Below are 24,299 nucleotides of genomic sequence, written 5' to 3' on the forward strand. Positions count from 1 at the left end.
GGAGGGCACTGAAAAAGTCCGTTTTATAGAAAAGGTACAGTCACACTCAAGAAATTGAGGAGACTGTACCTTTTCTCGTTTATAATTAAGGTATCACAGAGAGCGGGTGAGCGAATGATTCGGCAGCAACAAACGTTGATGCTTAGTCCATATGCCAAGCTGTACGATATGTTGATCCCCAAAGACAATATGCTGCGTCAGATCAACGAATTGGTGGACTTCGCGTTTATATACGAGGAACTGAAAGACAAGTACTGTCAGAACAACGGTCGAAATGCCATAGATCCGATCCGTATGTTTAAATATCTGCTACTCAAGGCGATCTTCGAGCTGTCAGATGTAGACATTGTGGAACGTTCACGGTACGACCTTTCGTTCAAGTTCTTTCTAGATATGGCGCCGGAAGATCCGATCATTGAGTCCAGTTCCCTGACGAAGTTCCGCAAGCTGCGCTTGAAGGACATGAACCTGCTGGACATGCTGATCGGCAAGACAGTAGAGCTTGCCATCGAGAAGGGAATCCTGAAGAGCAAGTCCATTATCGTAGACGCCACCCACACGAAAGCACGCTACAACCAGAAATCGCCGCGTGAAATCCTGCAAGATCGGGCCAAGAAGCTGCGGAAGGCCGTGTATGCTGTGGACGAAACGGTTAAAGTCCGCATGCCGGCCAAGAACACAAACGATGTGCTGGAAGATGAAATTGCCTACTGTAACAAACTTATTGCCTTCGTCGAGACAGAGTCAGGAATTGCGCAGCTGCCGAAGATTACGGAACCTCTGAATCTCCTGAAAGAGACCGTGGACGATGATGTCGAGCAGCTTCGTCTGGCGGCAGATCCGGATGCACGCATAGGCCACAAGAGTGCAGACTCCGCCTTCTTCGGTTACAAAACGCATCTGGCCTTGACTGAAGAAAGAATTATTACGGCAGCGGTGATTACGACTGGCGAGAAGAATGACGGCAAGCAATTACAAACCCTGATTGAGAAAAGCCAAGCGGCCGGCATGCAGGTGAGCACCGTCATCGGCGATGCCGCCTATTCCGAGAAGGACAACCTGGTCTATGCCAAGAGCAACGAGATTGCGCTCGTGTCGAAACTCAACCCGCTCATTACGCAGGGGAACCGAAAGAAAGAAGACGAATTTCTGTTCAACAAAGATGCCAGCATGTATGTCTGCACGGCAGGGCATATGGCAGTCCGCAAAGCTCGGCAAGGCAAGAAAGGTGTAGGCAAAAATCAGGTGGATACTTACTACTTCGATGTCGAGCGCTGCAAGCGCTGCCCGCTCAGGGAAGGCTGCTACAAAGAGGGAGCAAAGACAAAAACCTACTCTGTCAGCCTGAAATCTGATGAACACGCCGAACAGATGGCCTTTCAAGAGACAGAGTATTTCAAAGCAAAAGCCAAGGAACGCTACAAGATTGAAGCAAAGAATAGTGAACTTAAACATAGACACGGGTTTGATGTCGCCACATCCTCGGGTCTGCTTGGCATGCAGCTGCAAGGGGCTATGACCATATTTGCCGTAAACCTCAAACGGATATTGAAGTTAGCGGACTGAGGATGCCTCGTAAATCCCAGACAAACAGATTAAAGAAGAAGGCATCTGCACCGAATTTTCGGACAGATGCCTTCTTTGTACACCTAAATGTGGCCGCGTGAAGAAAATTGCTTGGTTTTTCAGTGCCCTCCCATCCGCGTCGGCAGTTCCAGACATTTCAGCAGGACAAGCCTGCTGCTAAAATCTTTTTCGTGAACCAAATCCGTAATCCTCAAGAAGTGCAGCCAGCTCGCTCTTGCAAGCCTCATAACTCTTCACCATGCGCTGTACCTTCTGAAATTCCGGGTCGTGCGGTCCCAGATCCTCCATGAACATCCGCTGCAGAATCTGATTGTATACCGTCATCCTGTCTTCCACAATCTCCATCTCCATACGAATCAGGTCGTCGAGTGAGTGATGCTCAATCAGCTCGTCAATGTCCGAATCTCCGCCGCGAACCCGCCCCCCGGAGTAATCCGGGTAGTCATTCTCTTCCTCGGTCTCCCGCTGACCGGAAACATTCACTGTTGAGCGGAGAGAAGACAGATAAATCCCTTCACGCGCCAGCATAACCTGGAAGCCCTTATGCTTAACAAGCTCTGCCATCACGAGCTGGCACATCTCCTCGTTGCGGATCAGCATGGAGTCGAAGGGGTGAATAATCCATTCGTTATCCCGCAGAAACAGGTTGAACGTGAACCATTCCCCGCCGTAATTATAGTTCATATTAATCGAACTCTCAGATATATGTTCGAATGAAAAGTCCACTAACGATCCCCTCTCCCCTGTCATAAACCCGCCCATACTTCTGCACGCATTAGCAGGGCATGCTTCTGCTACTCAAGCAGTTCAGCGATAGACTCCGCTCTTTCAGAGCCTGCCGCCGCAATTAAATAAACCACAAGCATCAAGGTACTGATAAAGCCGAGCATGGCCATCACCTCTGTCTTAATTTTCTACCATTCTATTAAGACAGAGAGGATGTTATGACACGGTTAGTCCAAGAAGCTTCTTGCTGCGGGTGACTCCAGCTCAGGATTGGCAGAGCCGCCCTTCAATCCCAGCCGCTTGCCAACCTGCTGGTTGATTTCCTGCATCTTGGACGTCTGCTCGGATACCGTCTGGATAATCTGGCGGTTGGAATTCTCATACTTATCCATGGCAGAGAACAAATCCCCCATCGCACGCTCGACCAGCTCCATGCTCATGGCCGGGCGCGTCAGCGCCTTATTGGCTTTGTCCGAGGATTCGTTCAATAAACGGGCGTTATCGGCGAATTGGTTGCCGATCATGTCGTTGGTAGCATTAACCGCATCAATGACCTTCATCTGGTCGTCGATAGCCTGTGCGATCAGAACAGACACGGTCATCAGATGCTGCGTCTTCTGGATCGTGCTGTCAACGCTGTCCATTAACTTATCATTCGTGTCATTAATAATGTCAGTAGCGGCAATAGCCTGCTGGTAAAGCATGATCATCTCGGTGAAGGTCTGAATCTTCGTGACAACCTTACGCAGGCCCCGCTCCAGATGGGTCTTACGGTCCGCATTCTCAGGCTTCGCAATCTCCTGCTCGAACAGCTCCTTCAACCGGTTGCCGTACTCAACATGAAGCTGCAGGTCATATACATTTTCCAGACTGCTGCGCTTCAGGTTGCGCATATGGATAACATTCTCTTCGAGATTCTCGCGGCCATGACGGAGCGAATTGACAATGACCTCTACATTCGTCTTGGCGGATTGGTACCGGTATACATACTGCTTAATCGGTGTTTTCCTTAGAAGCTTCTGCATCAGTGAGAGCTGCTTGCTCTTGCTGAGACCCTCCACTTCACCGCGCAGCTTCAGCATGTTGTTCGCAACATCCGTCCGCTTGCCGCTCATCAGATCGCTCAGCGGACGTTCGAGCATCGTCAGGGTTTGGCCTGATTTCTCCAGCGTCTTCGAGCCCTGGCGCCCAATCTCATCCATCAGCGTATCGAGCTGCAGTGCGTCCGTCGTGGACACCCGCTGCATCGTCCGCTGCGCTTCCTGCTCCAGCTTGTCCAGGTCTTCCCGTTTCAACTGCACCATTGTTTGAGCCATATTGTGTCTCCTCCTCTAGTCATCAAGCCGGTATCGCTGCTGAATGAGCTCGGCTTTCGTTCTTAATTCCATAATATCCTTCTGCTCGATGGTCTGCGTATAGAAGGTCAGCTTCGAATTAATATCCTTGATGCCGTCCAGCAGAAGTCTGCGGTTCTGGCGCTTGGCTTCCCCGCTGAGACGCAGGAAGGGATTGATCGCAGAATTAATGTCCCGGCGGATCAGCCTGACGATGTTGTAATTAATTGAAGCGTCGCCTAGCGCTACGAGATCGGGAACCAGACGGTTGACACGAGCCAGCAGCGATAAGGTCTTCTGGACAATCTCGTCATCAAGGCTGTTCTTCTCGCCTTCCAGCAGGATCATATCCTCCAGTATCCCGATATATTCCACGGCAGCCGCGAGCTCTGGATCGTCAATAGCCGGCTCGGAAGATTGCTGGCCTGGCGCTTGCGCTGCCGGCTGGGCAGCGGGCGGTGCCGACGGATGCGCTGATGGAGCAGCCTGCACAGCAGCGGGTGGTGCTTGACGCTGTGCCGTAACGGCTTCACCCTGCGTGTCCGCGGCCTGTCTACGGCCTGCCCGCTTCAGAATTGGAGCAATCCCAAGCATGACAAGCGACGGAACAGCCAGTCCCACATAAGCGTTGAACATGGCATACAAGGCCAGACCTGCCGCATAGCTTCCTGCCGCCAGAATGAGCAAGTTTCTAAACGATTTCATGACTACCTCCTTCATGCTGCAAGCAGGACCGGAACTGTTGAATCATCCTGCTTCTTAGTCCATTATTAGCGGCTGCTCGATATATCCTGCCTTAATGCCGAACCTTGGCTGGGGTTTAACAACCGGCTTGCCAAGTACAGCACGAACTGCCAAATAAGGCATATTCACGCCTGACAAGCAGGAGATAAACAGTCCGCCCGACATTCTCGGGTTAATCTCCAGCAGCTTGGGTACCCCTTTATTGTAACGGATTTGGATATTATAGGCATAGGGAATTCGAAGCTCATTAGCAATACGTTTTGCCAGGGCCTGAAGTTCCGGATTATCCTCAAGCATATACACCCTGCCTTCCGCCTTGCGGCGAGGTATGGATACGAGCAGCCCGCCCTCCGCATCAGCAACGCAGTCTATGCTGTATTCCGGGCCTTCCAGGTGCTCCATCACCATCAGATCATCAAAACGGCTCACGGAGGCGAGTGTCCGGCAGGCGTCCTCGAAGGTGGTAGACAGGGTAACATAACCATACAGCTCGGCCAGCCGGTCTGTTGTGTTATTAACAATGCGGAAGCCCATGCCGCCCTCAGACTTCGTGGGTTTGAAGCAGACGTTATGCCCTGCAGCCGCCAGCCGTTCGTAAGCCTCTCTAAACTGGTCAGCTGTCTGCACAACCTCGTATGCGGGTATCTGGACCAGATTGCGGCCGCTGACCGCTTCGTAGAAGGTGCGCTTATCCAGCATAGCCTCGAGCAGTCCCATATCCCGGCACACCATCACCCTGGTTCCAATCTCATCAAACAGGTGGATGTGGCGAACGATGTCCTCCATATGCAGCCGCGGGATAAACACGTCGATCTGATGCCGGCGGCAAAACTCCGCGCAATATTCCACATACGGCAGCCCGGTTATGGAAGGCTCTGTTTCCTTATAATCTGCTTCCAGAAGCGACATATGGTTCAGATTGGGATGGGTACCGTAAAATTCGTACGCTTCACCGTCCGGATTCTCCCTGATCGCTCTTATGTAATGGTACATCACCGAGAACCACCGGTTGAAATATATTCTTGTCATCTGTTCACTCTTCTCCATTCTGTTGGGAAGTCTTAACAAGAGAGCTGGCTGCGGGCTATGTCCAGACAGGCATCCAAAATCTCCTCCGCCGCCTCGGCGCCAGTCTGTCTGGTAAAGGTAATATGATCGTGCTCAGTATATTGTCGCCGCAGCTCGCCATGTGATGGGGCGAATGCGATATCAGCCGCAAGCAGCAGGCTCTCGTCCAGCAGGCTGTCCCCGGCTGCGAAGACTCTGCTTTCGCCCAGCTTCTCCTTCACATACACGAGTGCAGCGCCCTTGCTCACCTGCTCCGGCACCAGATAAATTTTGCGGCCCTGCAGGGAATAGCTCCATCCATGACCTGCAAGCTGATTCCTAAAGGCTTCCACCTTCTCTGCCGGAAGCTTGTCCCGCTCCACGACAATGGAATAGAACAGCCCATCGCACAATGTCGAGGAGTGAACCCAACTGTCATCCGCAATCCGCCCAAACATCTCATGAATCTCTGCATGCTCCGTGCAGCCTTCCCGTACCGCCTGCCGGATCAAATTGTTCCACTCTTGATCGATTTCCCCGTTAAGCAGAATATTGCCGCCATTGCTTACAATCACGTACCCCGGCTTCATCCACTCCCGCAGGGCAAAGATCCGGTTGTACTGCTCCGGCGTTCTTGCTGTCACCGGTACAAAGCGGGCGAGCCCGCCAAGCTCTCTCAGCCGGGAAACCGCTGTCCGGGTCATATAAGAAATGTGCCTGCCCTGGTATAATTCAACCGGCAGCATATCGTCCAGGCTTACGCTGCCCTTCGAACGTTCCGAATAGATTAAGGTTTGATCCAGATCGCTTGCGAATATCATTAGACCGCACCTTCCTTCAGCGGCTTGATAATGCCGCAGCAGGAATAGCTGAGTCCCGGATATTCCTCTACAGGCACGTTCCGGTCTTCAGCCAGCATCATGATATGCTTCAGATCCGGATTGTCCAGCCGGTTAACAAGGATTTTCCACGGAACACGCCGGAGCAGCACACGTGTCGTCTCGCCGACTCCTGGCTTAATCAGATTGATATCCTGAATGCCGAAATCCTGCTGGATCCGGCTGATGTCCTTCATCCCCTGCCAGGTTGCCCTGCAGGCATCCTGCTGCATGTGCAGCTGGTCAGCCTCAAGCTGCGCCTTGCGGGCTGCCTCTCTGAAATGCTCGCTTACCCAGTCGACAAAATGATTGGAAAGATCCTCTCCGGCCCACTCGCGATAGTACTTGGCACCGTGAAAATCACCCGGGCCAATCAAGTCCTCACGCAGCACCGTGCGGCTTACTAACCCGGACACCGTTGCGTTCAGGCAAGCGCTCGGTATCAGATAGTCATCTCTCGTGCCGAATGTCTCGGCACAGCGGCCAGGATCAGCCAGAACCGCCAGGTCGTCTTCAACTTCCAGGCCGTATTTCTCCCGCAGCTGCCTACAGGACTCAGCCAGCACCCGGCGGATGGCCCCCTTGCCTGTCCAGCCGTCCAGGAACTGTATCTTGCGGTCAGGATGCTGCTGAGCGATATACCGCACCGCGTTCTCGTCCATTCCCTTGCCCCTGATGATCGATAAGCTGTAATGCGGCACATCAAGGCTGTGAATCTGCTTGAGATAACGCTTGATGAGCACACCTACAGGTGTACCCGCCCTCGCAAGGGATGCGAGTACAATTCCCGGCCCCTTCTTGCGGAGAATCAGCTCCGCCACTATAGCTGCTGCCTCAGCGATCCGGGAGGCGGATTCACCCAGCGTTTCGTGGAACAAGGACAGATACTGCTCTGTCGGCCGGTACTCAACTGGCAGCATCTCAGAGTAGTGAACGCCGGACTGGATGGCTTCCTCCCGGTCCTCGGTCGGTCTCTCCAGCTGTGCGCCGCTTATATCCTTGAGCAGGAACACAACGTCCTCCGGGCTGTAGCTGCCGATTGGCTCGGGGCCTGTTATACCGGTCTTCTCCTGAAAGTACACAAGATATACGGCCGGGATACCCAGTGTCCGGATAACCGACATCATCCCGTTCATCTGCTCGTCACTCATCCGGCGTTCCATGAATACGAACAGATCATCATAGCTGCCCGGAGTGATATTGTACATAAAATTACGAACTTCCTTGTCCTCGGGTGAGGGGTAGCTGTAAGCTGATTTTACTGCATACCCTTCAGCGGCTGCCGGATGGATGGGGCTTCTTGTTGTTGACTGATACAGCACGCCCTCCCCCATCTCGGCCGCGATGCACATCGGCAGATACATAAACTCGCCGGTACCCATACAGAGCGTCCGTGAGCCTGTCCGGTAAGGTCTAAGAACTTCGCCCGCCCTGCGGACCGCCAGAAGCTGCTCCTGCTCCTCTTCGGCTCTGAGACCAAACCTCCCGGTTCCGCTCAAATACGCCGAGGAGCCGTCTTCGCTGGCAGCATGCGGGAACAGGTCTGCAACTGAGATGACTTGGATGAGCGGTTCGCGCTCCTCTCTATTCTGCTGCAGGCCAGCCACGCTGCCGTCTTCCCCGATCGGCGTGCCGCTCACCTGAATTTTCCCGGAAACTAATGACAGGCACGTGATCGTAATTCCGAGCTCTTCCTCATAACGACGGAAGCGTGCCTGATCTTCGTCCGAACGCCAGTCGAGAAGACTTGCAGCCACGAACCTGGTCTTCCCGTACTTGGCATGCAGGTCCGAAATAATGTTCAAGGTCGTCTTCCCGGTCGTCATCTCATCATCGACCAGTACAATCGTATCTGCCTTGGAGAACAGCTCCGGGTCACTGGCATAGCAGCGGTGTGCAGTTGCATGAGAATGCTCTTCCTCAAAATTAATGCATGAGCTGACGTTATCAATAAGCTCCCTGGTCGTGTGCAGATAGGCTGCCGCCCCTCCGAATGCGTGGAACATACTGTGCCCAAGTGCCGTTGCCGTCTCCGCAAATCCGATGAACAGCGTATTCTCCTCAAGCAGCATCGGATGCTGCATCATTCGGGCATATGTATCGTCTGCGGCTTCCCCGGATGCTATCGCTGCGGCCGCCTCTTCCGCAGACACCGGGAGCGCAAGGTTCAGTCTCTGACCGTACAGCAGGCCCAGGATCATGCCGGATAACAGCGAGACCTGCGGGTTTACCGGAACATGCTTGCCGAGCACCTTGCTCACGAACAGGAAGCCGCGCTTCTTGTTCATACGTGCCGCCATCTGAAACAATGAGTCCAGCGGAAGCTTCAGCGGATTATGCGTCACCTCAATCTGGACCGATAAGTCGCCAAGTATATTAAATAATTGCCGGTTCCCGTTCTTCTGAGAGGAGACAGGTGAAGTTTTGGTTTTCATGCAGCACCCCATATATAGTTGATCTCATGATGATCCGCTCTGCCCAGTTCAGATGAGGCTTGATTTCATTCATCTTATTCGAGTAGCGGCTCTTCATAACGCCCAGGTTCCCGTGATTATGTTCCACAATATGCAGCGCATCCTGATATTCCTCATGCGTTACCACATACAAGGCCTGAACAGGCTTGATATGAGTCGGATGGATAATTGTTTTGCCGATAATACCATTCTCCTTGTCCAGTGACACCTCACGCATTAACCCGTCAACATAGCGGTTGATGTAAGACATTCGCAGCTTGCGGCCGTTCCTGCCCATGCTCTCTTCGAATGGCGTCTGGCGCAGCTGCGGCTTCAGCACCCGGTCGCTCTTGAAATACTCCCACACTGGACCGGAGATTACATAATGATTGTCCACACGCCCGAAGATATTAACGATATCCGCGATGCAGTCTCTGATTACCGCAATATCATAGATCGTGCTGTCCGGACTGCGACGCAGACCGAAGAGACTGGAGAAGTCGGTGGCGCCGATCCGGACATTCAATACATAAGGCTTGTACTCGTCCAGCAGTTTCCTGATCGACAGCAGCTCCTCCTGGCGGGTTTCCCGGTAAATGATCTCATTGCTCTCCAGAATGGGCATGCCGTAGAGCTTGTGTGAGACAGCGTTATCCCCCTCATTGAATGCTGCCAGCAGCCTGAAATAAACAGAACCGCAGCGGGCGTTAAATTTCGGGAAAACAAAGCCCGTCACATGCGTGAATGCCGTCCCGCCGATCATTAACAGCCTTTCCAGCTGCTCAGGCGACCGGACACGGATAAAGATCAGCGGTACCCGCTCCTGATCGAGCACACCGGTATTAACATACAAGTCAATCGTCCGAAGCGTATTCCAGAGTGTCTCTTCCGCCAGGAGAACCATATTATCTCCAACAGCATCCTCCAGATCCAGGACGATGGAGACAAGGCCCTCATACCTTGCAGCGGCCAGTTCATCCGCTATCCGATCCCGGGTCGCCGGCATGTACAAGGCTGAACCAACGGCGTGCGCAAGGATATTACGGTCAGCATGGTTATTGAAATGCAGCGGTAATGAGTGAAAGAAGGCATGCTCCTCTTCCTCTGACAAATAGCTGAAATATCTCATGGCCACCCTCCTCATCGGTTGTCAAAGCAAACTTGCTGCTTTACGTTTCATAAAGTTAAAATATCCCTCATTGACCATGAGGGATATTTCAGAGGAAATGTAATCCAGTCGTTTTAGACGGATGTGTGCGTTTCGTTGTGCTTATTCTTCTTCAAGGTGCTGTAAACCATCGTCCCCAGGAATACTGCGATCAGAAGACCGAAGAACAAGGTGTGAGAAACATGGAAGCCGAAGGCTGCCGCTATCATCTTAACCCCGATGATGACAATCAAGATGAAAGCCGCCTTCTCAAGCTCAGGGAATCTCTCAATCAGCTTCAGGAAGACTTGAGCGACGCCGCGCATCATCAAGACGCCGAGCAGACCGCCGACGAACAGCACCCATACCTGCTCGCTGACGCCGAAGGCCGCCAGCACACTATCGATACTGAAGGCAATATCCATCAGCTCCACTGCCAGTACGGTGCGCCAGAAGCCATAAGCTTTGCCCTCAACCTGTTCTTCCTGCTCTTCCTTGCGGCCGATATACGGGATAAGCGGGATACCGCCAACCCGGGCAAGCTTGAATTCGAGACTGAAGAGGTTGCTGAGCGCAATCCAGAGCAGGTACAAACCGCCTGCTACTTTAACCCATGTGATTTTGACCAGATAAGTACCTACTCCAATAGCGATAAAGCGGAATATATAGGCTCCGATGATACCATAGAATAGCGCCTTCTTCTGCTGCTCTTTCGGCAGGTGACGAACCATAACAGCAAGGACCAGTGCGTTGTCGGCTGACAGCAGTCCCTCGAGAATGACCAGCGTGAGAATAATTCCCCAGTTTGCCGGGTCGCTGAAGACCATAGACAGGTTCTCCCAGCTGAAAAAACTTGCAAAGTTCTCGAGCACGCTTTGTATAAAAGCTGCCATACGTGTTTCCTCCCAATATACTTCCCGATTAGATGTATGACCCGGATTGCAATGAATCTATTTGCTGCCTCTCACCCACTTCAATCCCCAGCCGTATGCTTCGTCGACCTCCCGGTGGCCTGAGAAATATTGAACCAGCCGCTTAATGCTGAAGGTCTGGTCCCCCACGTTCTCAATCATGGCTATCGCACACATTCCCTTGCGGTTGTTATGCTCGTCCATCCGAACCTCAATATCCGGCCCGCCCGACTGCTTGATCGTCACCACGCCGTCAGCCTCCGCCCAGTTCGTCGCGCCTTCATAGATATAGGCATAGACTACGATCCGCTTGATCTCAGCGACTTTATTGCCGTTGATTCTTAAGTTTTCACCCGTCTTGATCGCCCCGGTCCGGTCATCGCCGTCCAGCGCCACATAAGGAGGCCGTGACAGACTGCCGAATGAATTCCCGAGCGCCTGTATCGATCCCTTGCTTCCATCCTTGAGCTCGAACAGGCAGCCCAAATCAAGATCAACGCCGCTGCGCTTGAAGAAGCCTGAGGAAGACCGTTGATTCCAGTTCAGATTGATCAGTATCTCGCCAAGTGAGCCTGCGCCCTTCTGCAGGTTAATAACATCCCCGCGCTTGGTCAAGCTGATCTTGCTGAAGTTAATCCCGCCAGGGGCAGGAGCGGGTGTCGGCGGCGGAGTTGGAGCTGGCTTCGGTGGAACGGGAGCCGGCTTTGGCTGCTCGGGTGGAGCATCCGCCTTCACCTCGATGCCATAGCTGCCGCAAAGCGCGGCCAAGCCGCCCGAATAGCCCGACCCGATCGCATTAAATTTCCATTCGCCATTGTATCTATATAATTCTCCTACAACAATTGCCGTCTCCACGGAGAAGTTTTTTCCAAGGTCATAACGTACCAGCTCGGTTCCTGTCGCTTCGTCGGCGATACGTAAATAGGCATCTTCTACACCGGAGAAATTTTGTCTGCGTACATCCCCTTCATAAATCGTTAGTGTGAAAGCAATCCTCTCCACGTCCGCAGGGACCTCACGGACACGTACAATAATTTGTTCCTGATCCGTCTTCCCGGACAGGGTCCGCTTATTGCTGCCGGCCAGTACGACCGATCCGGAAGCTCCACTCGGATTACCATAGAAAATCAAATCTTGATCGCCCGATACCTTGCCGCCGGGCCCAAGCAGGAATGTGGAGAGATCAATCTCCATACCGCTGGCAATCCGCCAGCCCATCCCCACAACTAGACTTTGCAGTAAGGGATTATTTTTCGTTACATCGGCCTTCTGCCCTTTGACTAATGACACTGACATGCACTTCCGCCCTTTCACATCAATCAACCCGGCCTGTTAATGCCTGGATTGCTCCTGTTATAACGGCAATCCGTAGTTGCGAACGAGCGCAGCCAATCCGCCTGAGAAGCCTGATCCCACAGCCTGGAACTTCCAGTCTGCCCCATGTCTGTACAGTTCACAAAATACGATAGCCGTTTCAATAGAAAACTCTTCGCCAAGATCGTAGCGCAGTACTTCCTGACCGCTTCCCTCATCCACCAGACGGACGAAAGCATTGGATACCTGGCCAAAATTTTGCCTGCGCGCTTCCCCGTCATGGATCGTTACCGTTATGCCGATTCTAGTTATCTGGGGGGGCACTAATGTAAAATCAACCCGGATCTGCTCGTCGTCTCCGTCACCCGCTCCGGTACGGTTATCGCCTGTGTGCTCAACCGCGCCGTTATAGGCTCTCAGATGGTTATAGAACACAAAATCCTCTTCCGACCGTGCCTTGCCGTCTTCGTAGAGAAGAAACGCACTGGCATCAAGGTCAAAATCCCCGCCGCCTGTATACCGGTTCGTATCCCAGCCAAGACCGAGTACGGCTCTCGTCAAGCCCGGATTTGATTTCGTCAGGTCGATGCGCTGGCCCTTGGATAGATTAATGGACATTGAATCGCCTCCCATATGTAATTCGTCATCACGATCAGCTAAGTCTGAATGCCAAAATCGCTGCAAAGCCCTTCAAGGCCATTGCGGTAGCCGCTGCCTACGGCGCTAAATTTCCACTCGCCGGCGTGCCGGTAAAGCTCACCTACTACAACCGCTGTTTCCACAGAGAAATCCTCACCCAAATCATATCGGATCAGCTCTTCACCTGTTGATGCATTCACAATCCGCACATAAGAGTTGGCTACCTGACCAAAGTTCTGGCTGCGCTGAGCAGCGTCATGTATCGTGATGCAAAACGCGATTTTGTTCGTCGCTGCCGGCACCGAGCCCAGATTAATCGTTACGGTCTCATCGTCACCCGCGCCTTCACCGCTGCGGTTATCCCCTGACAGCTGGATGGAGCCATTGGGATTGGTCCGATTGTTATAGAAGATAAAATCCTGCTCGCTGTTGACCTTGCCGGCTTCATTCAGGCAAAAGGCCGATGCATCCAGATCAAAGTCACCGCCGCCATCATACTTGTTCACGTCCCAGCCGAGACCAACCACAACGCTGGATAACCCGGGGTTGGATTTGGTTAAATCCACCTTCTGCCCCTTGGACAAATTAACCGCCATCGGATTCCCTCCATATCGTAATGGATCAATGCCATTGATAAGGGGCCCATATCAGATTCGTATGGACCCCGCAAGCTGGCCGCACCGGGGCGGCTTCAGCTAATAGATAACGCTTTGAAATTATGAAGTAGCAAGCCCGTAATCGCGCGCGAGACCTGCCAGGCCATCCTTGTAGCCGCTGCCGATCGCACTGAATTTCCACTCGCCGTTGTGACGATACAGCTCGCCTACCACGACAGCTGTTTCGATGGAGAAGTCTTCGCCCAGATCATAGCGAATCAGTTCCGTACCGCTGTTCTCGTCTACGATACGAACGAAAGCGTTGGAGACTTGTCCGAAGTTTTGGGCGCGGGCATCAGCGTCATAGATAGTGATACAGAAAGCGATCTTCTCTGTTTCTGCAGGGACTGCAGCCAGATCAACCGTTACCTTCTCGTCATCACCGTCTCCTTCACCTGTGCGGTTGTCACCGGTATGGACGACCGAACCATTGGCGTTCTGCGGGTTGTTATAAAAGATGAAATCCTTCTCGGATCCCGCTTTGCCTTGTGCGTTCAGACAAAATATCGAGGCATCAAGGTCAAAGTCCTTGCCGCCGTCATATTTATTGGTGTCCCAGCCAAGACCAACGAGGATCTTCGTCAGACCTGGGTTTGTTTTGGTTAAGTCGATTTTTTGACCTTTGGATAAGCTGATAGCCATTTGATATCGAACTCCCTCTATTGTTTATTGGTAACGCTGTGCAAGGATATTAATATGGGCCGCGTGTGCGCCCTCGCCGATTGCATTGAACTTCCACTCACCGCTGTGACGGTACAGCTCACCTACGATAAGCGCTGTCATGCCGGAATAGTTGTCCGTCAGATTGAAGCGTACCAGCTCCTGGTTATTGGCAGGGTTGAGAATCCGGATGTAAGCCGACTTTATCATGCCAAAATCCTGACGCCGTGATTCGCATTCATAGATGTTAACCACGCACAGAACCTTATGTACACTTGCCGGAATACGGCTTAATTCCACAAAGATTTGCTCGTCGTCACCGTCGCCTTCTCCTGTCAGGTTATCGCCGGAATGCACGACCGAACCGCAGCCGCTTTGCTTGTTATAAAAACAGACCAGGTTGCGCTCTTCCGTCAGCTTGCCGTTCTCGTTAAGCATTAGAGCCGAAGCATCACAGTCGATATTGGCTGTTTTCTTCTTCATGCCGAAGAATCCCCTGGACTCACTTTCCGCCGGATCCCAGCCGAGCCCAACAACAACCTTGTTCAGACCTGCATTGCCCTTCGTTAAATCGATTTTCTGACCCTTTACCAAAGAAATAGTCAATGTATGAGCACCTCCTTATTAAAATTTCCTGCTTAATACGGGTAGTCCAACATTAGAATAGCCGAATTTACACGATTAGCCAAATCGCGATAATAGTACTACGTTAGTCATCCGGACAAGTTTCACCAAATCCGCCAAAATCAGTATGGAACATCCAGTGCCAGTCTGCTGACGATCCCTGTCCAAGCAGGCAGCGGTGCCATTGGTCCGATGCTGACTTTTGTCGTATTGTGCTTTATTATCGCCTATCATACCTGATTTGCATAGCTGGATTTTCTCTATCATCCGCTGCTATGAGACTAGACACCCCGGCTGATATCCCCTATCTGTATAGACGTACCAAATTTCAATAAAGTTTCAGATCTATGGAAGTCGGGAGTTTCCGCGTATCCACGGGTATTTATCTGATGCTCGCCTCCAACTGGCTGCGCAAAGAGAGGACAAAATAAGAAACCCGTTTCGCGTTTTTAAATTTTTGTTAAAGCACGCCATTACCGATAGTAGTTTATGATATTTTCATAAAAAAACGGTTGCGCTATAATAACGTATATTGACTCACGACAGGAGAATGATGATGAATATTACCGAACTCCCGCTCGAACTGATTGACGAAGATGCGGATCAGCCCCGGTACCAATTCGATGAGGATGCCCTTCAGGAGCTGATGAACAGCATTGCCGAGCTTGGACTGCTCTCACCCATTAAGGTACGGACAACCGACAACGGACGGTACAAAATCATATACGGCAACAGGCGCTACAAAGCGGCCCAATCACTTGGGTTGAAGAAAATCCCGTGTATTATCTCGGATGCAATGTCTGAGCTGGATATCTATCTGGAGCAGATTGCGGAAAATCTGACAAGAGAAGGCTTCTCCCCGATCGAGGAAGCGGAAGCCTTTCACAAACTGATGAATGATTCCAAGTTCAGCAGCTCTGTCAAGTTTCTCTCCAGCAAGCTTGGCAAACCGGAATCCTATATTCGCAATAAGCTCGAGCTGCTAAAATTCGGTCAGGCTGTGAAGAAGCTGATCGTAGCAGGCACGCAAATCCGTAAGGACAAGCTGACGGAGGATCAGCTGCTGCCGCTTAAGGACCTCCCGATGGAGCACCGCGACCCGCTGGCGCTGATCATGGCAAGAGACGAGATGCCGGTAAGCGATGTGAAGAAGATTGCCAAGCTGTTCAAGGATAAGGGAATATCACAGGGCGTTAAGGACAAGCTGCTGTACAAGAGCGGGCCTGACCTGATTGAAACCTGGTCCTCTTATCAGCAGACCAAGGCAGAACGGGCCCGGGCAGATGAGGAGAAGAAGGCAGCCGCTGAGGCACAGGCATCTGCAAGCCTTGAACAGTCCGCCCGCGAGGTAACAAGCAGCACTGAACCAGAAGAAGGAAGCGGTATCTCCCTTCAGCCGCAATTTCCAGACTCCGGTCAGCAGTCGTCATCCCCTTCAGAGGATGGCGGCCAGCCCTCTGATACTCAGCTACCCTCTGTACCAAGTACTGCAGCAGATCTTGAGCGCGTACTTGCCGCCTTGTCGGCAGTCAAGGTGTCAGGAGCCGGCAACAGAACGGATTTCAACGGATTGAGCGCGCAGGACGAGTCTGATCTCGCAGGCCGCGTTGACCAGCTCATCATGCAGCTCGAGCAGCATTTGGCAGATTGGAAGAGTATCCGCGAGCTCTTGAAAGGCCGGTCCTGAATAATAACCAGCCGCAAGTACCGCTGGTTCGGATAAATCTCGGAACAAACTAAATCCCCGCCAAGAAGAGCGGCCGCACTGGCTTAACCCGTGCGGCCGCTCTTTTTCGGACTCTTTTCCTATCAGCAGCTCTCAACAGCCGTCATGTTCTTCATCCGCTCCTGCAGCTCATGCCTAAGCTCCTGTTTGAAGTGATGCCATGTTTGCTTGTCAGCGTCAAGATTTTTCCGGCCGATTTCCAGAATAGTATCAAGCCAGACTCTCCTGTCATTAATTTCGCCAAGCTCTTCCTGTATAGCTTTATACTTCTTTTCATAACCCAGGTACTCCTCATCGAGTGCGAACGATGCGGCTGATGCCGTGTACCGCAGCTCCTTGGCGGAAATCCGCAGCTCGTGAAGCGCGTCGAAGGCTTCGCTTGATTCACAGCCATGCTCGCCGCTTATCTCCCGGTAGCGCTGCTTATTCTGTTCAAAGGCTGTCTCCAGCTCACGCATGACACCCTTGACATCCGTACGGCCCAGCAGCACTTCTAGATCTTCTTGAAGGAAGCTGTTCCATTTCGTTAATTCGTCATCATCCAGCAGCTTGGGCAGCTTCTCGGCCAGCTTGGTTCTATACCGCTTACGCTCTTCCTTCTGTACAGCAGTAAGGGAACCGAGCAGCCTGGCCTGGTCCTTATCTCCCGCGGCTTTGGCGATTTTTCGTCTCTGCTTGAACGACTCAATCAGCACATCCTTGTCCCTGACTCTACCCAGCCGCTTCTGCGCCTTCTTGAATACCGGATACAATCCGGTCCGGTCATCCGGATCCAGGATACGGAGCAAGGTCAGCAGCTTACGGCAGCTTACTCTGGCCTGATGTACAGCCTCTCCGTCAAAGTCCTCTGCCGCCCGCCGTCCATGGCAGCGAAACTGGGCATGCAGCTCATTCAATACCGGCTCCCACTGATCCTTGCTGTAAACGGCTGACTCACTAACGGTCTGCAATTGTCTGGTACCCATCATGCATCCCTCCTATCTATCATTACGACAGAAGAATGCAGGATAAACAAAACTTGCCAGCGGATGACTAAACAGAAAATGCCTGGATATACAGCCGGCTGTCCCGCTGTTATCCAGGCATGGAGATACTACTCTTCTCTTACATAGGTTATATAGTCAGTGTTGGCAGGCTCATGACCCTCAAGACGCATATAAGAAGCGATCTGGCCCCGGTGATAGCTTCCGTGCAGGCATACATGGGCAAGTATGTCTGCGGCTGATGTTTCGAACAATACGCCCTTGCTGTTGCGGTAGGCCACGCCATCAGACAGACTGGCTTCGGTCAGCTCGCCAAGATACTCTTGGTAACCTCTTTTGTTCAATTCCAGCAGACGCCGGCAGTCAGAGAGCGCTGCATGCTCCGGCCATATAGCAGCTTGTGATGCGTCCTGCTGGGTTAAACGAAGCAGCCATATATGCTCGGCCGCCAGCACATGCGTATACAACCGAAGAGCCTTCTCCGGTATATCTCCTGTCACGGAAGCAAGTGCATCCGCAATTCGGCTGTCTGCCCACCATACATGCTTGAACTGCCGGATGAAATGTCCTTTCAACCCGTTATCCCGCATAATACCGCCCCCTTCTGCTGCCATTCCGAATAAAGCACACCACTCTCCAACATTCAGCGGCCCCGTCTTCTGTCCTTCAGCCATTCCAGCAGCTGGAGCGCTCCGACAAACAGAACAAACAGGATAAACATTGGGATTGTCCGTCCATAATCGGATAAGCCCAATAGCGGGGCACCGGCAGCTGCCGCTCCAACGATCAGGATTCCGGCAATGGGAAAGCGCCAGCCCTTCAACATCCTGCCAGCTCCTTCCTGATTACCCGGTAATCATTGAACATCGAAATATACATCATCTTCCGACCCATCATAGCGGACATACAGGTCCCGGTTATCCAGATACCAGAGATTGTCCTTCTCCATATAGAAGCGCACGCCTTCTACAACCTGCTCAATGCCCGGATCTCTGGGAACTTCCTTCATAATGCCAAGCGACAGACCCGGCTGTACACTGCCGCAGCCGCCAAGCCTGACGAAGATCCGCAATGCGTCCCCCGCTGCAAGGCCCATCTCGCGTATGTATAACTCAGCAGCATGCTTGTCCACCGACAGCTTCATGCATTTCCCTCCTCCTTACTATTCGGCCTCCGTATAATGTGCCCTGCAGAATGCCTCCAGCTCCTGCAATTCCTCTTCGTCCAGATCAAATTCCAGATACCGGTCAGTCGTTCTCTCAACCAGATCATATTTCACAATCCTGGATCCTGTGTCCTCGACTCCAAATATGACTCGTGCATATACGCCTTGAGGCGAGAACAGCTCATCGTCTTCCTCAATTGTCAGATCCAGAATAAACTCGTAGCGCTTGCCCGCAATGATCCCGAACGGATCCTTCACATATTCGACGCTGTATTCGCTGATATTCAATTCCTTCATCCTTTCCTTATCCATCCGTTACATTATACATGATGCGCTCCAAGGAAACGAGCCGGTGTCAAAGCTGCCTGAGGCTGGCTTTAACCAGCAGAAAACCTGCGGGTCAACCGCAGGTTCTGCATCGCTAAGCATTATCCGATCAATCCTTAAGATAAGAACGAATAGCTTTATGATGGGACTGAATATCAATTCTCTGCTCGTTGCTGAGCAGGATCAGTACCGTATCCGTTGCCGGTTCCACCGAGAATAGAGTCGTATAGCCTGCTCCGCCTCCGGTTGTGGAATAAATTGTACGTCCGTCCATCTCCCGTATTTCCCAGCCGTAGTAGCTGTTCCCACGCTCAGGGAACTCTTCGAAGATGCGGGTAACGGAATCCTTGCTCAGTACCTTTCCGCCGAACAATGCCTGGTTCCACTTAAGCAAATCCGAAGCGGTAGAGTACAAGCTTCCGGTACCTGACTGGGAAATATAATAACCTCTCTCCTGCAGCCTGCCGCCTTCCAGCACATACCCGGCATTCGTTGGCGTATCAGGCGAGGCCTCTCCTGTCCGGGTCATCCCCACAGGCTCGAAGAAATACCGGCGAAGATAATCTCCATAGCTCATGCCGCTGCGCTGTTCGATGATCGAAGCAAGCAGTACATAGCCTGGATTGCTGTAACGGAAGGTTGTCCCCGGTACGCTAACCAGCTTCATCTTCTTGATTGCAGCCACTGTATCTTCAAGCGCTGCTTCGGCAGTACGGGGAATATCGCTGGGCAGACCGGCCGTATGTGCGAGCAGCATATGGACCGTAATTTCCTCACCTCTCGGAAAATCAGGAATGAAGCTGCTAAGCGGCTCATTAAGCTGCAGCGCCCCCTCCTCGTACAGCTTCATCACTGCGGCCGCTGTAAACTGCTTCGAGATCGAAGCAATCCTTGTAAGGGTATCCTTATCATTCATCCTGCGGCTGTCAGCCGGACCGTAGCCTTTTTCCAGCATGGTCTCGCCATTCCTGGCGATTAGAGCAACGCCGGTAAACCGCTGCTTCTTCAGATAGGCATCGACCGCTGTCATTTCCTCTGAACCGTTATGCCCTGCTGATGAATGTACATTTAGATTAATGATCGGTTTTGCTGTATTCCACAATTCAAATGAAATGCCAAGCGCTTCTGTTACGGAGCGGAACGGCAGATAAGTCGTGTAACGTACCAGCTTTGAGCCGTTCGGAATGCGGACAACCTGTCCGTTTACCGTCATTTCTTGACTGCCCGGGGTTAAGTTTACTGTCCGGTTACCCTTCTTTATCGTAATGCGGTTCGTCTTGGTGCTCCAGTCGAGCCTGGCGCCCGCCGCTTTGACGAACTCCCTGACCGGCACATAGGTCGTTCCCTTATCAACAAAAGGCAAGGCATGCCACTCAACCTCTTGGCCGCCGCTGAGCACCGTTATATTAGCCGGCACCTGAGCAGACGCAGCTGCATTCACGCTGCCTTGTTGAATTCCGCTTCCGAGGACTGCAGAAGCCAGAAGCAGCACCAGCACACGTTTACAGCGCCCTCTTGGCATTTCCTTCCTATCCTGCACGTGCAAACAACCTCTCTTCTTGTATAAATTCTTAACGTTCTATAAAAATACCATGAACCCTCTCATCTGCCAAATTAATAGTCGGCCGCGAAGAAAGCAAACCACAACAAAAAAGCCCGCATCGCGGGCTTTCCTGCCAATCCCCTAGCTGGAAGTATGGTCGAGCGTATCCCATCTGCTTCTGTATTGCTCCAGCCTTGGATGCAGTTCGTCGGGTTCTTTAGTCAACAGGAGCCGCAGCTTGGTAATCCATTCCGGAAATACATCATAAGAAGCAAAAAGATTGGCAGTACGCGGCTGCAGCAGCAGGAAATAGGGAGCTGGATAATGCTCGGCAAGATGACGCAGCGCAGCATCAATCGGCGTATACTTCTTGCGTTTTCCTTCCCAGCCTTCAACGGACACCAGCTCACCGCCGCTGTGCTTCCTCCAGTCGTGAAGCCTGTCTTCCCGCTTGTAATAAGGCTTTACCGGCTCTCCGAACATACGCTTAACCGTCTGTTCATGAAGAGGATAGAGAACAAGCTTGGCGAAAGAACGGCGTTCTGCAGCCAGTCGCGCCTGGTCCAGCTCTTCCTCAAACACTGTATCAAAGGTGTCATAATAAATCAGGGTGCCTTTCCGGCTCTCGACAGGCGGCTCATATCCGAACGGCACTTGCCGGACCTGGTCTGTCATACTTAAACCCCTCCCTGCTCAGGAACCGATCTGTTCCAGGTACGCTTTAATGACCTGCTCATCAATATCATAACCCAAATCTGCGTTAACATTGTCGATTGCCCAATCAAAAGCGCCGATAGCGGAAACCTGCTTGCCATTCTTTATATAAACCAGCGTAGGAACCCACTTCGGCTCAGTCAACTCGTATTTTCCCGAACGGAAGAGCTCATAATATTTACGATTGTTGCTTTCGATAAAGGTATCGATCCGTTCCACCTTGACGCCCGTATCGGCGGACAGCTTGTCCAGAACGGGCATAACCTTGTGACAGTGCGGGCAGCTGTTTCCCCATACCAGCATGATAAAGGTTTCCTTGTTGTTCAGCTTCGACTCTATGGTCTTGCCGTCGCTTGATTCATGGAAATTGCTGATCCAGGCATGCTCCTTCAGATACCACTTCAGCTCTTCGGGATTGTTAAGAATTTCATCCTCAATTGGCGCTGTCCCAAACGAGAAGCTCTTGCGTATATTACCCTCATAGACAACCTTCATAACCGGCAGCCTGTCCGGTTCCGCATCCTGGTCGTAGGCGCTGTAGACCGGTATCTGAAGCCGCGGGCTCTTCTGCAGCTCCAGCAGCCGCTTAAGCTCAGCTTTGTTCAGCTCTTGGCGGTCTGCTAGCCGGGCAACAAGGTTCTCGTATTCTGCTTCCTGCTCGCTGCTGAGCCGGGGTTCTTTAACAAGGTTCAGCGCCTTCCGGTAATCGAGCATAACACTATTGAGCATCCCCGCCGCTTCATTCTCCATGACGGAAGACTTAAGGTTCGCGAGGCGGGATTCCAGCTCTTTGACTTCTGAATACTGGTCAATCATCTTCCTGTTCTTCTGTTCGTACTCGTCCAGCTTGCCGCGCTCCTTGGTAACGTCAACCGATATGAGGTTGAACTGGTCTGATTCAGATAGCTGGTTAAGTGTATCGAGGAGCTTGACAGAAGCTTCCGAGCCGTCATGATAAAGGACAATGCCGTTCTTAATCGTTGAAAGGCTGTCTTCCCGTGCGTCCCCACTGCAGCTTGATAATAAGACAACTGCTGCCGCAATGATGAACATGTAATATAATCGTTTCATTATTCCACTCCTTGTCCTTGTAAATTTCTTACATCATATCGGACTGGAGGCTTCCATTCTAAGACAAATATCACATTCTCAGCAGCATGTTGACGATTTTATTTGCGGCGCATCCCAACGACCCATTAAACACCGTTGGCACTAAGATGCACGTATGCCGCATGATTAATGGCGAATACTACAGAGGTATTATCCTACCTTATTCCTGAAGGAGTGTATGTGCATGTTTATGCGTGAAGGTATGATCCCAACTGTTCTTGGCACAGTCGTTACTGCAGCTTCCGGTGCAGCCCTCTGGAAAACCAAATACAAGCTTGCGGCAACCGGCGTGCTTGGTTTCGGCTTGGCACATGTTGTGCTGGGCGCAATTGACTTGATCGAACACCGATAGACAGGGTAAGCATGAGGCGTCATGCGGCTTTTAAGCCCATGGCGTTTTTTATTTTATAAAAGTAATAAAACTTTCATGACCCTTTCTGGCTCACAGGCTATGATGAAAATGTCATCATAGTCTTTTTTCTCTTTCTGAAATCCTTCATACTAAGGGTGAACCGGCCAGTTCGTGGCTTTTTGCGGTGGGTTCGACCCCGTAAATAAAACTGCTCGGACAACCTTGAAGCACAGGCTATCGGACTGCGAGTCCGGATAAAAAATCTTCGTTTGTTTCGGTTGTCTTTCCGGTTCAATACTCATGTCGGAGGGATTGTTACAATGTTGGAAGCCATTCTTGAGCGCTGTGCAGGCCTCGACGTACACCAGGAAACCGTTGTGGCCTGCGTTCTTACCGGGCAGCTGGACCGTGCTCCAAAATCAGAGATTCGCACCTTTGGTACCATGACGAACGAGCTCATGGAACTGGGCGAATGGTTAGTGGAGCAAGGTTGCACTCACGTCGCCATGGAAAGTACGGGCGTTTATTGGAAGTCTGTTTGGAACGTGCTTGAAGCCTTTGAATTAGACCTCCTGCTAGCCAATGCTCATCACGTCAAGAATCTTCCCGGACGCAAGACCGACATGAAAGACGCGGAGTGGATCGCCAAATTGCTGCGTTGCGGGCTTATTGAAGGAAGCTTTGTGCCTTCGGAGGACATCCGAGATCTTCGAGATCTGACCCGTTATCGCAAAAAGTTGGTGTATGACGCTACCTCGGAGAAGAATCGCATCCATAAGTCCCTGCAGGATGCGAACATCAAGTTAACTACCCACATGTCCGACATCTTCGGAACATCAGGACGCCTGCTGCTCCAGAAGATCGTAGATGGTGAAGTCATCACAATGGAATTCCTTGAGACGCACATGAAGGGTGCGCTCAAGCACAAATCCCCCAAATTACTTCAATCGCTCAACGGTCGTCTTCGTAAGCATCATCGCGACATGATCCGATTCTCCTGGGATCACCTCGTGTACATTGAAAAGCAAATCCGACTCGTTGAGCAGGATATCCGAAACCGATTAGCCAGCAAACAAGAGGCCATAGATCTTCTCGTTACGATTCCTGGCATCAACGAGCAAGCAGCATCTGTCATTATCGCGGAAATCGGTACCGACATGACCGTTTTCAAGGATGATCACCATCTTGCCGCATGGGCAGGCGTTACGCCAGGCAACCACCAGAGCGCCGGTAAAAAAAAAGAACACGAGCGCGATCCGGAAATGCCCATCTAAAAGCAGTATTATGTGAATGTGCTTGGGCTGCTTCTATGACGCGAAACACAAGGCTCTCAGCAAGATATTGGAGTTGGGTTAAGCGGCTAGGCAAGAAGAAAGCCTTGGTCGCACTTGGACATACGCTGCTTCGCATCGTATACCACATGTTGCTTACCAAAAGCCCATACAAAGAGTTAGGCCCTGATTATCTTGAACGCTACAGACAAGAGCGCGAAAAACGTCGTGAAGCAGAACTCATTCGACAGCTACAGTCCAAAGGCTTCACAGTAACTCGCCCTGCCTAACCTTTCACCTCCACCACGGTCAAGGTCTGCCGAATCGGTAGTCCTGCTTCGGCGTGCGTAAAAATTCGTTTGAGCAAAGATTCATTTTCATAAAAAAA

Annotated in this window: 25 protein-coding genes and 1 pseudogene; 4 read left to right on the plus strand and 22 right to left on the minus strand. The window is 51.8% G+C overall.

The window, feature by feature from the left end; all coding sequences use genetic code 11:
- Nucleotides 1-114: 114 nt before the first annotated feature.
- Entirely contained in the window at nt 115-1,566 is a 1,452-nt protein-coding gene (locus DNH61_RS04655; RefSeq protein ID WP_111145368.1) for an IS1182 family transposase, read from the plus strand.
- Between the two features lie 177 nt (nt 1,567-1,743).
- Here the strand turns inward: DNH61_RS04655 and DNH61_RS04660 are convergent, their stop codons facing one another.
- From DNH61_RS04660 to DNH61_RS04720, 14 genes and pseudogenes are all read right to left on the minus strand, one after another.
- Nucleotides 1,744-2,271: a hypothetical protein gene (locus tag DNH61_RS04660; protein ID WP_146240945.1), complete on the minus strand. Its 528-nt coding sequence runs from the start codon at nt 2,269-2,271 to the stop codon at nt 1,744-1,746.
- 269 nt (nt 2,272-2,540) lie between these two features.
- Nucleotides 2,541-3,629 carry a toxic anion resistance protein gene (locus DNH61_RS04665; protein ID WP_111145516.1) on the minus strand — a complete coding sequence of 363 codons (1,089 nt, stop codon included), beginning with the start codon at nt 3,627-3,629 and terminating at the stop codon, nt 2,541-2,543.
- A gap of 15 nt (nt 3,630-3,644) precedes the next feature.
- The gene (locus tag DNH61_RS04670) at nt 3,645-4,352 is read right to left on the minus strand and encodes a hypothetical protein (protein WP_111145517.1); all 708 of its coding nucleotides are present in this window, start codon (nt 4,350-4,352) and stop codon (nt 3,645-3,647) included.
- Between the two features lie 54 nt (nt 4,353-4,406).
- On the minus strand, nt 4,407-5,420 hold the full coding sequence (locus DNH61_RS04675) for an ATP-grasp domain-containing protein (RefSeq protein WP_111145518.1): 1,014 nt from the start codon (nt 5,418-5,420) through the stop codon (nt 4,407-4,409).
- Nucleotides 5,421-5,452: 32 nt separating this feature from the next.
- Nucleotides 5,453-6,259 (minus strand): HAD family hydrolase, encoded by an 807-nt coding sequence (locus DNH61_RS04680; protein ID WP_111145519.1) that lies wholly within the window; start codon nt 6,257-6,259, stop codon nt 5,453-5,455.
- The gene (locus DNH61_RS26705; protein WP_245947941.1) at nt 6,259-7,440 is read right to left on the minus strand and encodes a cysteine protease StiP family protein; all 1,182 of its coding nucleotides are present in this window, start codon (nt 7,438-7,440) and stop codon (nt 6,259-6,261) included. The genes DNH61_RS04680 and DNH61_RS26705 overlap by 1 nt, the downstream gene beginning before the upstream one ends.
- Nucleotides 7,441-7,443: 3 nt before the next feature.
- Nucleotides 7,444-8,763, minus strand: a pseudogene (locus DNH61_RS26600) (phosphoribosyltransferase family protein); the annotation flags it as partial.
- Entirely contained in the window at nt 8,693-9,898 is a 1,206-nt protein-coding gene (locus DNH61_RS04690) for an HpcH/HpaI aldolase/citrate lyase family protein (RefSeq protein ID WP_111145521.1), read from the minus strand. The gene DNH61_RS04690 and the pseudogene DNH61_RS26600, both read right to left, overlap by 71 nt.
- 113 nt (nt 9,899-10,011) lie before the next feature.
- Complete coding sequence (locus tag DNH61_RS04695) at nt 10,012-10,809, minus strand: TerC family protein (RefSeq protein ID WP_111145522.1); 798 nt, start codon at nt 10,807-10,809, stop codon at nt 10,012-10,014.
- 57 nt (nt 10,810-10,866) lie between these two features.
- On the minus strand, nt 10,867-12,123 hold the full coding sequence (locus DNH61_RS04700) for a TerD family protein (RefSeq protein ID WP_111145523.1): 1,257 nt from the start codon (nt 12,121-12,123) through the stop codon (nt 10,867-10,869).
- Nucleotides 12,124-12,180: 57 nt separating this feature from the next.
- Entirely contained in the window at nt 12,181-12,759 is a 579-nt protein-coding gene (locus DNH61_RS04705) for a TerD family protein (RefSeq protein ID WP_111145524.1), read from the minus strand.
- Between the two features lie 38 nt (nt 12,760-12,797).
- Nucleotides 12,798-13,376: a TerD family protein gene (locus DNH61_RS04710; protein WP_111145525.1), complete on the minus strand. Its 579-nt coding sequence runs from the start codon at nt 13,374-13,376 to the stop codon at nt 12,798-12,800.
- Between the two features lie 120 nt (nt 13,377-13,496).
- Complete coding sequence (locus DNH61_RS04715) at nt 13,497-14,078, minus strand: TerD family protein (RefSeq protein ID WP_111145526.1); 582 nt, start codon at nt 14,076-14,078, stop codon at nt 13,497-13,499.
- A 24-nt stretch (nt 14,079-14,102) separates the two neighbouring features.
- Nucleotides 14,103-14,702: a TerD family protein gene (locus DNH61_RS04720; RefSeq protein ID WP_111145527.1), complete on the minus strand. Its 600-nt coding sequence runs from the start codon at nt 14,700-14,702 to the stop codon at nt 14,103-14,105.
- Between the two features lie 574 nt (nt 14,703-15,276).
- On the opposite strand from DNH61_RS04720, the gene DNH61_RS04725 reads away from it, so the two are divergent.
- Complete coding sequence (locus tag DNH61_RS04725; RefSeq protein ID WP_111145528.1) at nt 15,277-16,407, plus strand: ParB/RepB/Spo0J family partition protein; 1,131 nt, start codon at nt 15,277-15,279, stop codon at nt 16,405-16,407.
- Between the two features lie 122 nt (nt 16,408-16,529).
- Here the strand turns inward: DNH61_RS04725 and DNH61_RS04730 are convergent, their stop codons facing one another.
- The 8 genes from DNH61_RS04730 to DNH61_RS04765 all read right to left on the minus strand — a co-directional run bounded on the left by DNH61_RS04730 (nt 16,530) and on the right by DNH61_RS04765 (nt 22,249).
- The gene (locus DNH61_RS04730) at nt 16,530-17,414 is read right to left on the minus strand and encodes a CHAD domain-containing protein (protein WP_111145529.1); all 885 of its coding nucleotides are present in this window, start codon (nt 17,412-17,414) and stop codon (nt 16,530-16,532) included.
- A 125-nt stretch (nt 17,415-17,539) separates the two neighbouring features.
- Entirely contained in the window at nt 17,540-18,019 is a 480-nt protein-coding gene (locus DNH61_RS04735) for a DinB family protein (RefSeq protein WP_181438583.1), read from the minus strand.
- Nucleotides 18,020-18,072: 53 nt separating this feature from the next.
- The gene (locus DNH61_RS04740; RefSeq protein ID WP_111145531.1) at nt 18,073-18,255 is read right to left on the minus strand and encodes a hypothetical protein; all 183 of its coding nucleotides are present in this window, start codon (nt 18,253-18,255) and stop codon (nt 18,073-18,075) included.
- A gap of 30 nt (nt 18,256-18,285) precedes the next feature.
- Nucleotides 18,286-18,573: a HesB/YadR/YfhF family protein gene (locus tag DNH61_RS04745; RefSeq protein WP_111145532.1), complete on the minus strand. Its 288-nt coding sequence runs from the start codon at nt 18,571-18,573 to the stop codon at nt 18,286-18,288.
- Nucleotides 18,574-18,591: 18 nt separating this feature from the next.
- Nucleotides 18,592-18,891: a DUF6509 family protein gene (locus DNH61_RS04750; protein WP_111145536.1), complete on the minus strand. Its 300-nt coding sequence runs from the start codon at nt 18,889-18,891 to the stop codon at nt 18,592-18,594.
- Between the two features lie 139 nt (nt 18,892-19,030).
- Nucleotides 19,031-20,461 (minus strand): serine hydrolase domain-containing protein, encoded by a 1,431-nt coding sequence (locus DNH61_RS04755; protein ID WP_111145533.1) that lies wholly within the window; start codon nt 20,459-20,461, stop codon nt 19,031-19,033.
- 144 nt (nt 20,462-20,605) lie between these two features.
- The gene (locus DNH61_RS04760; RefSeq protein ID WP_111145534.1) at nt 20,606-21,139 is read right to left on the minus strand and encodes a hypothetical protein; all 534 of its coding nucleotides are present in this window, start codon (nt 21,137-21,139) and stop codon (nt 20,606-20,608) included.
- Nucleotides 21,140-21,157: 18 nt separating this feature from the next.
- Nucleotides 21,158-22,249, minus strand: a complete 1,092-nt coding sequence (locus DNH61_RS04765; RefSeq protein ID WP_111145535.1) for a thioredoxin family protein — start codon at nt 22,247-22,249, stop codon at nt 21,158-21,160.
- A gap of 229 nt (nt 22,250-22,478) precedes the next feature.
- On the opposite strand from DNH61_RS04765, the gene DNH61_RS04770 reads away from it, so the two are divergent.
- Nucleotides 22,479-22,640 (plus strand): asparagine synthase, encoded by a 162-nt coding sequence (locus DNH61_RS04770; protein WP_111145537.1) that lies wholly within the window; start codon nt 22,479-22,481, stop codon nt 22,638-22,640.
- A gap of 320 nt (nt 22,641-22,960) precedes the next feature.
- Nucleotides 22,961-23,914, plus strand: coding sequence for an IS110 family RNA-guided transposase (locus DNH61_RS04775; protein WP_245947862.1), 954 nt, complete (start codon nt 22,961-22,963; stop codon nt 23,912-23,914).
- Nucleotides 23,915-24,299: the final 385 nt, after the last annotated feature.

This window comes from Paenibacillus sambharensis, from assembly GCF_003233845.1.
Lineage (GTDB): Bacteria > Bacillota > Bacilli > Paenibacillales > Paenibacillaceae > Paenibacillus_I > Paenibacillus_I sambharensis.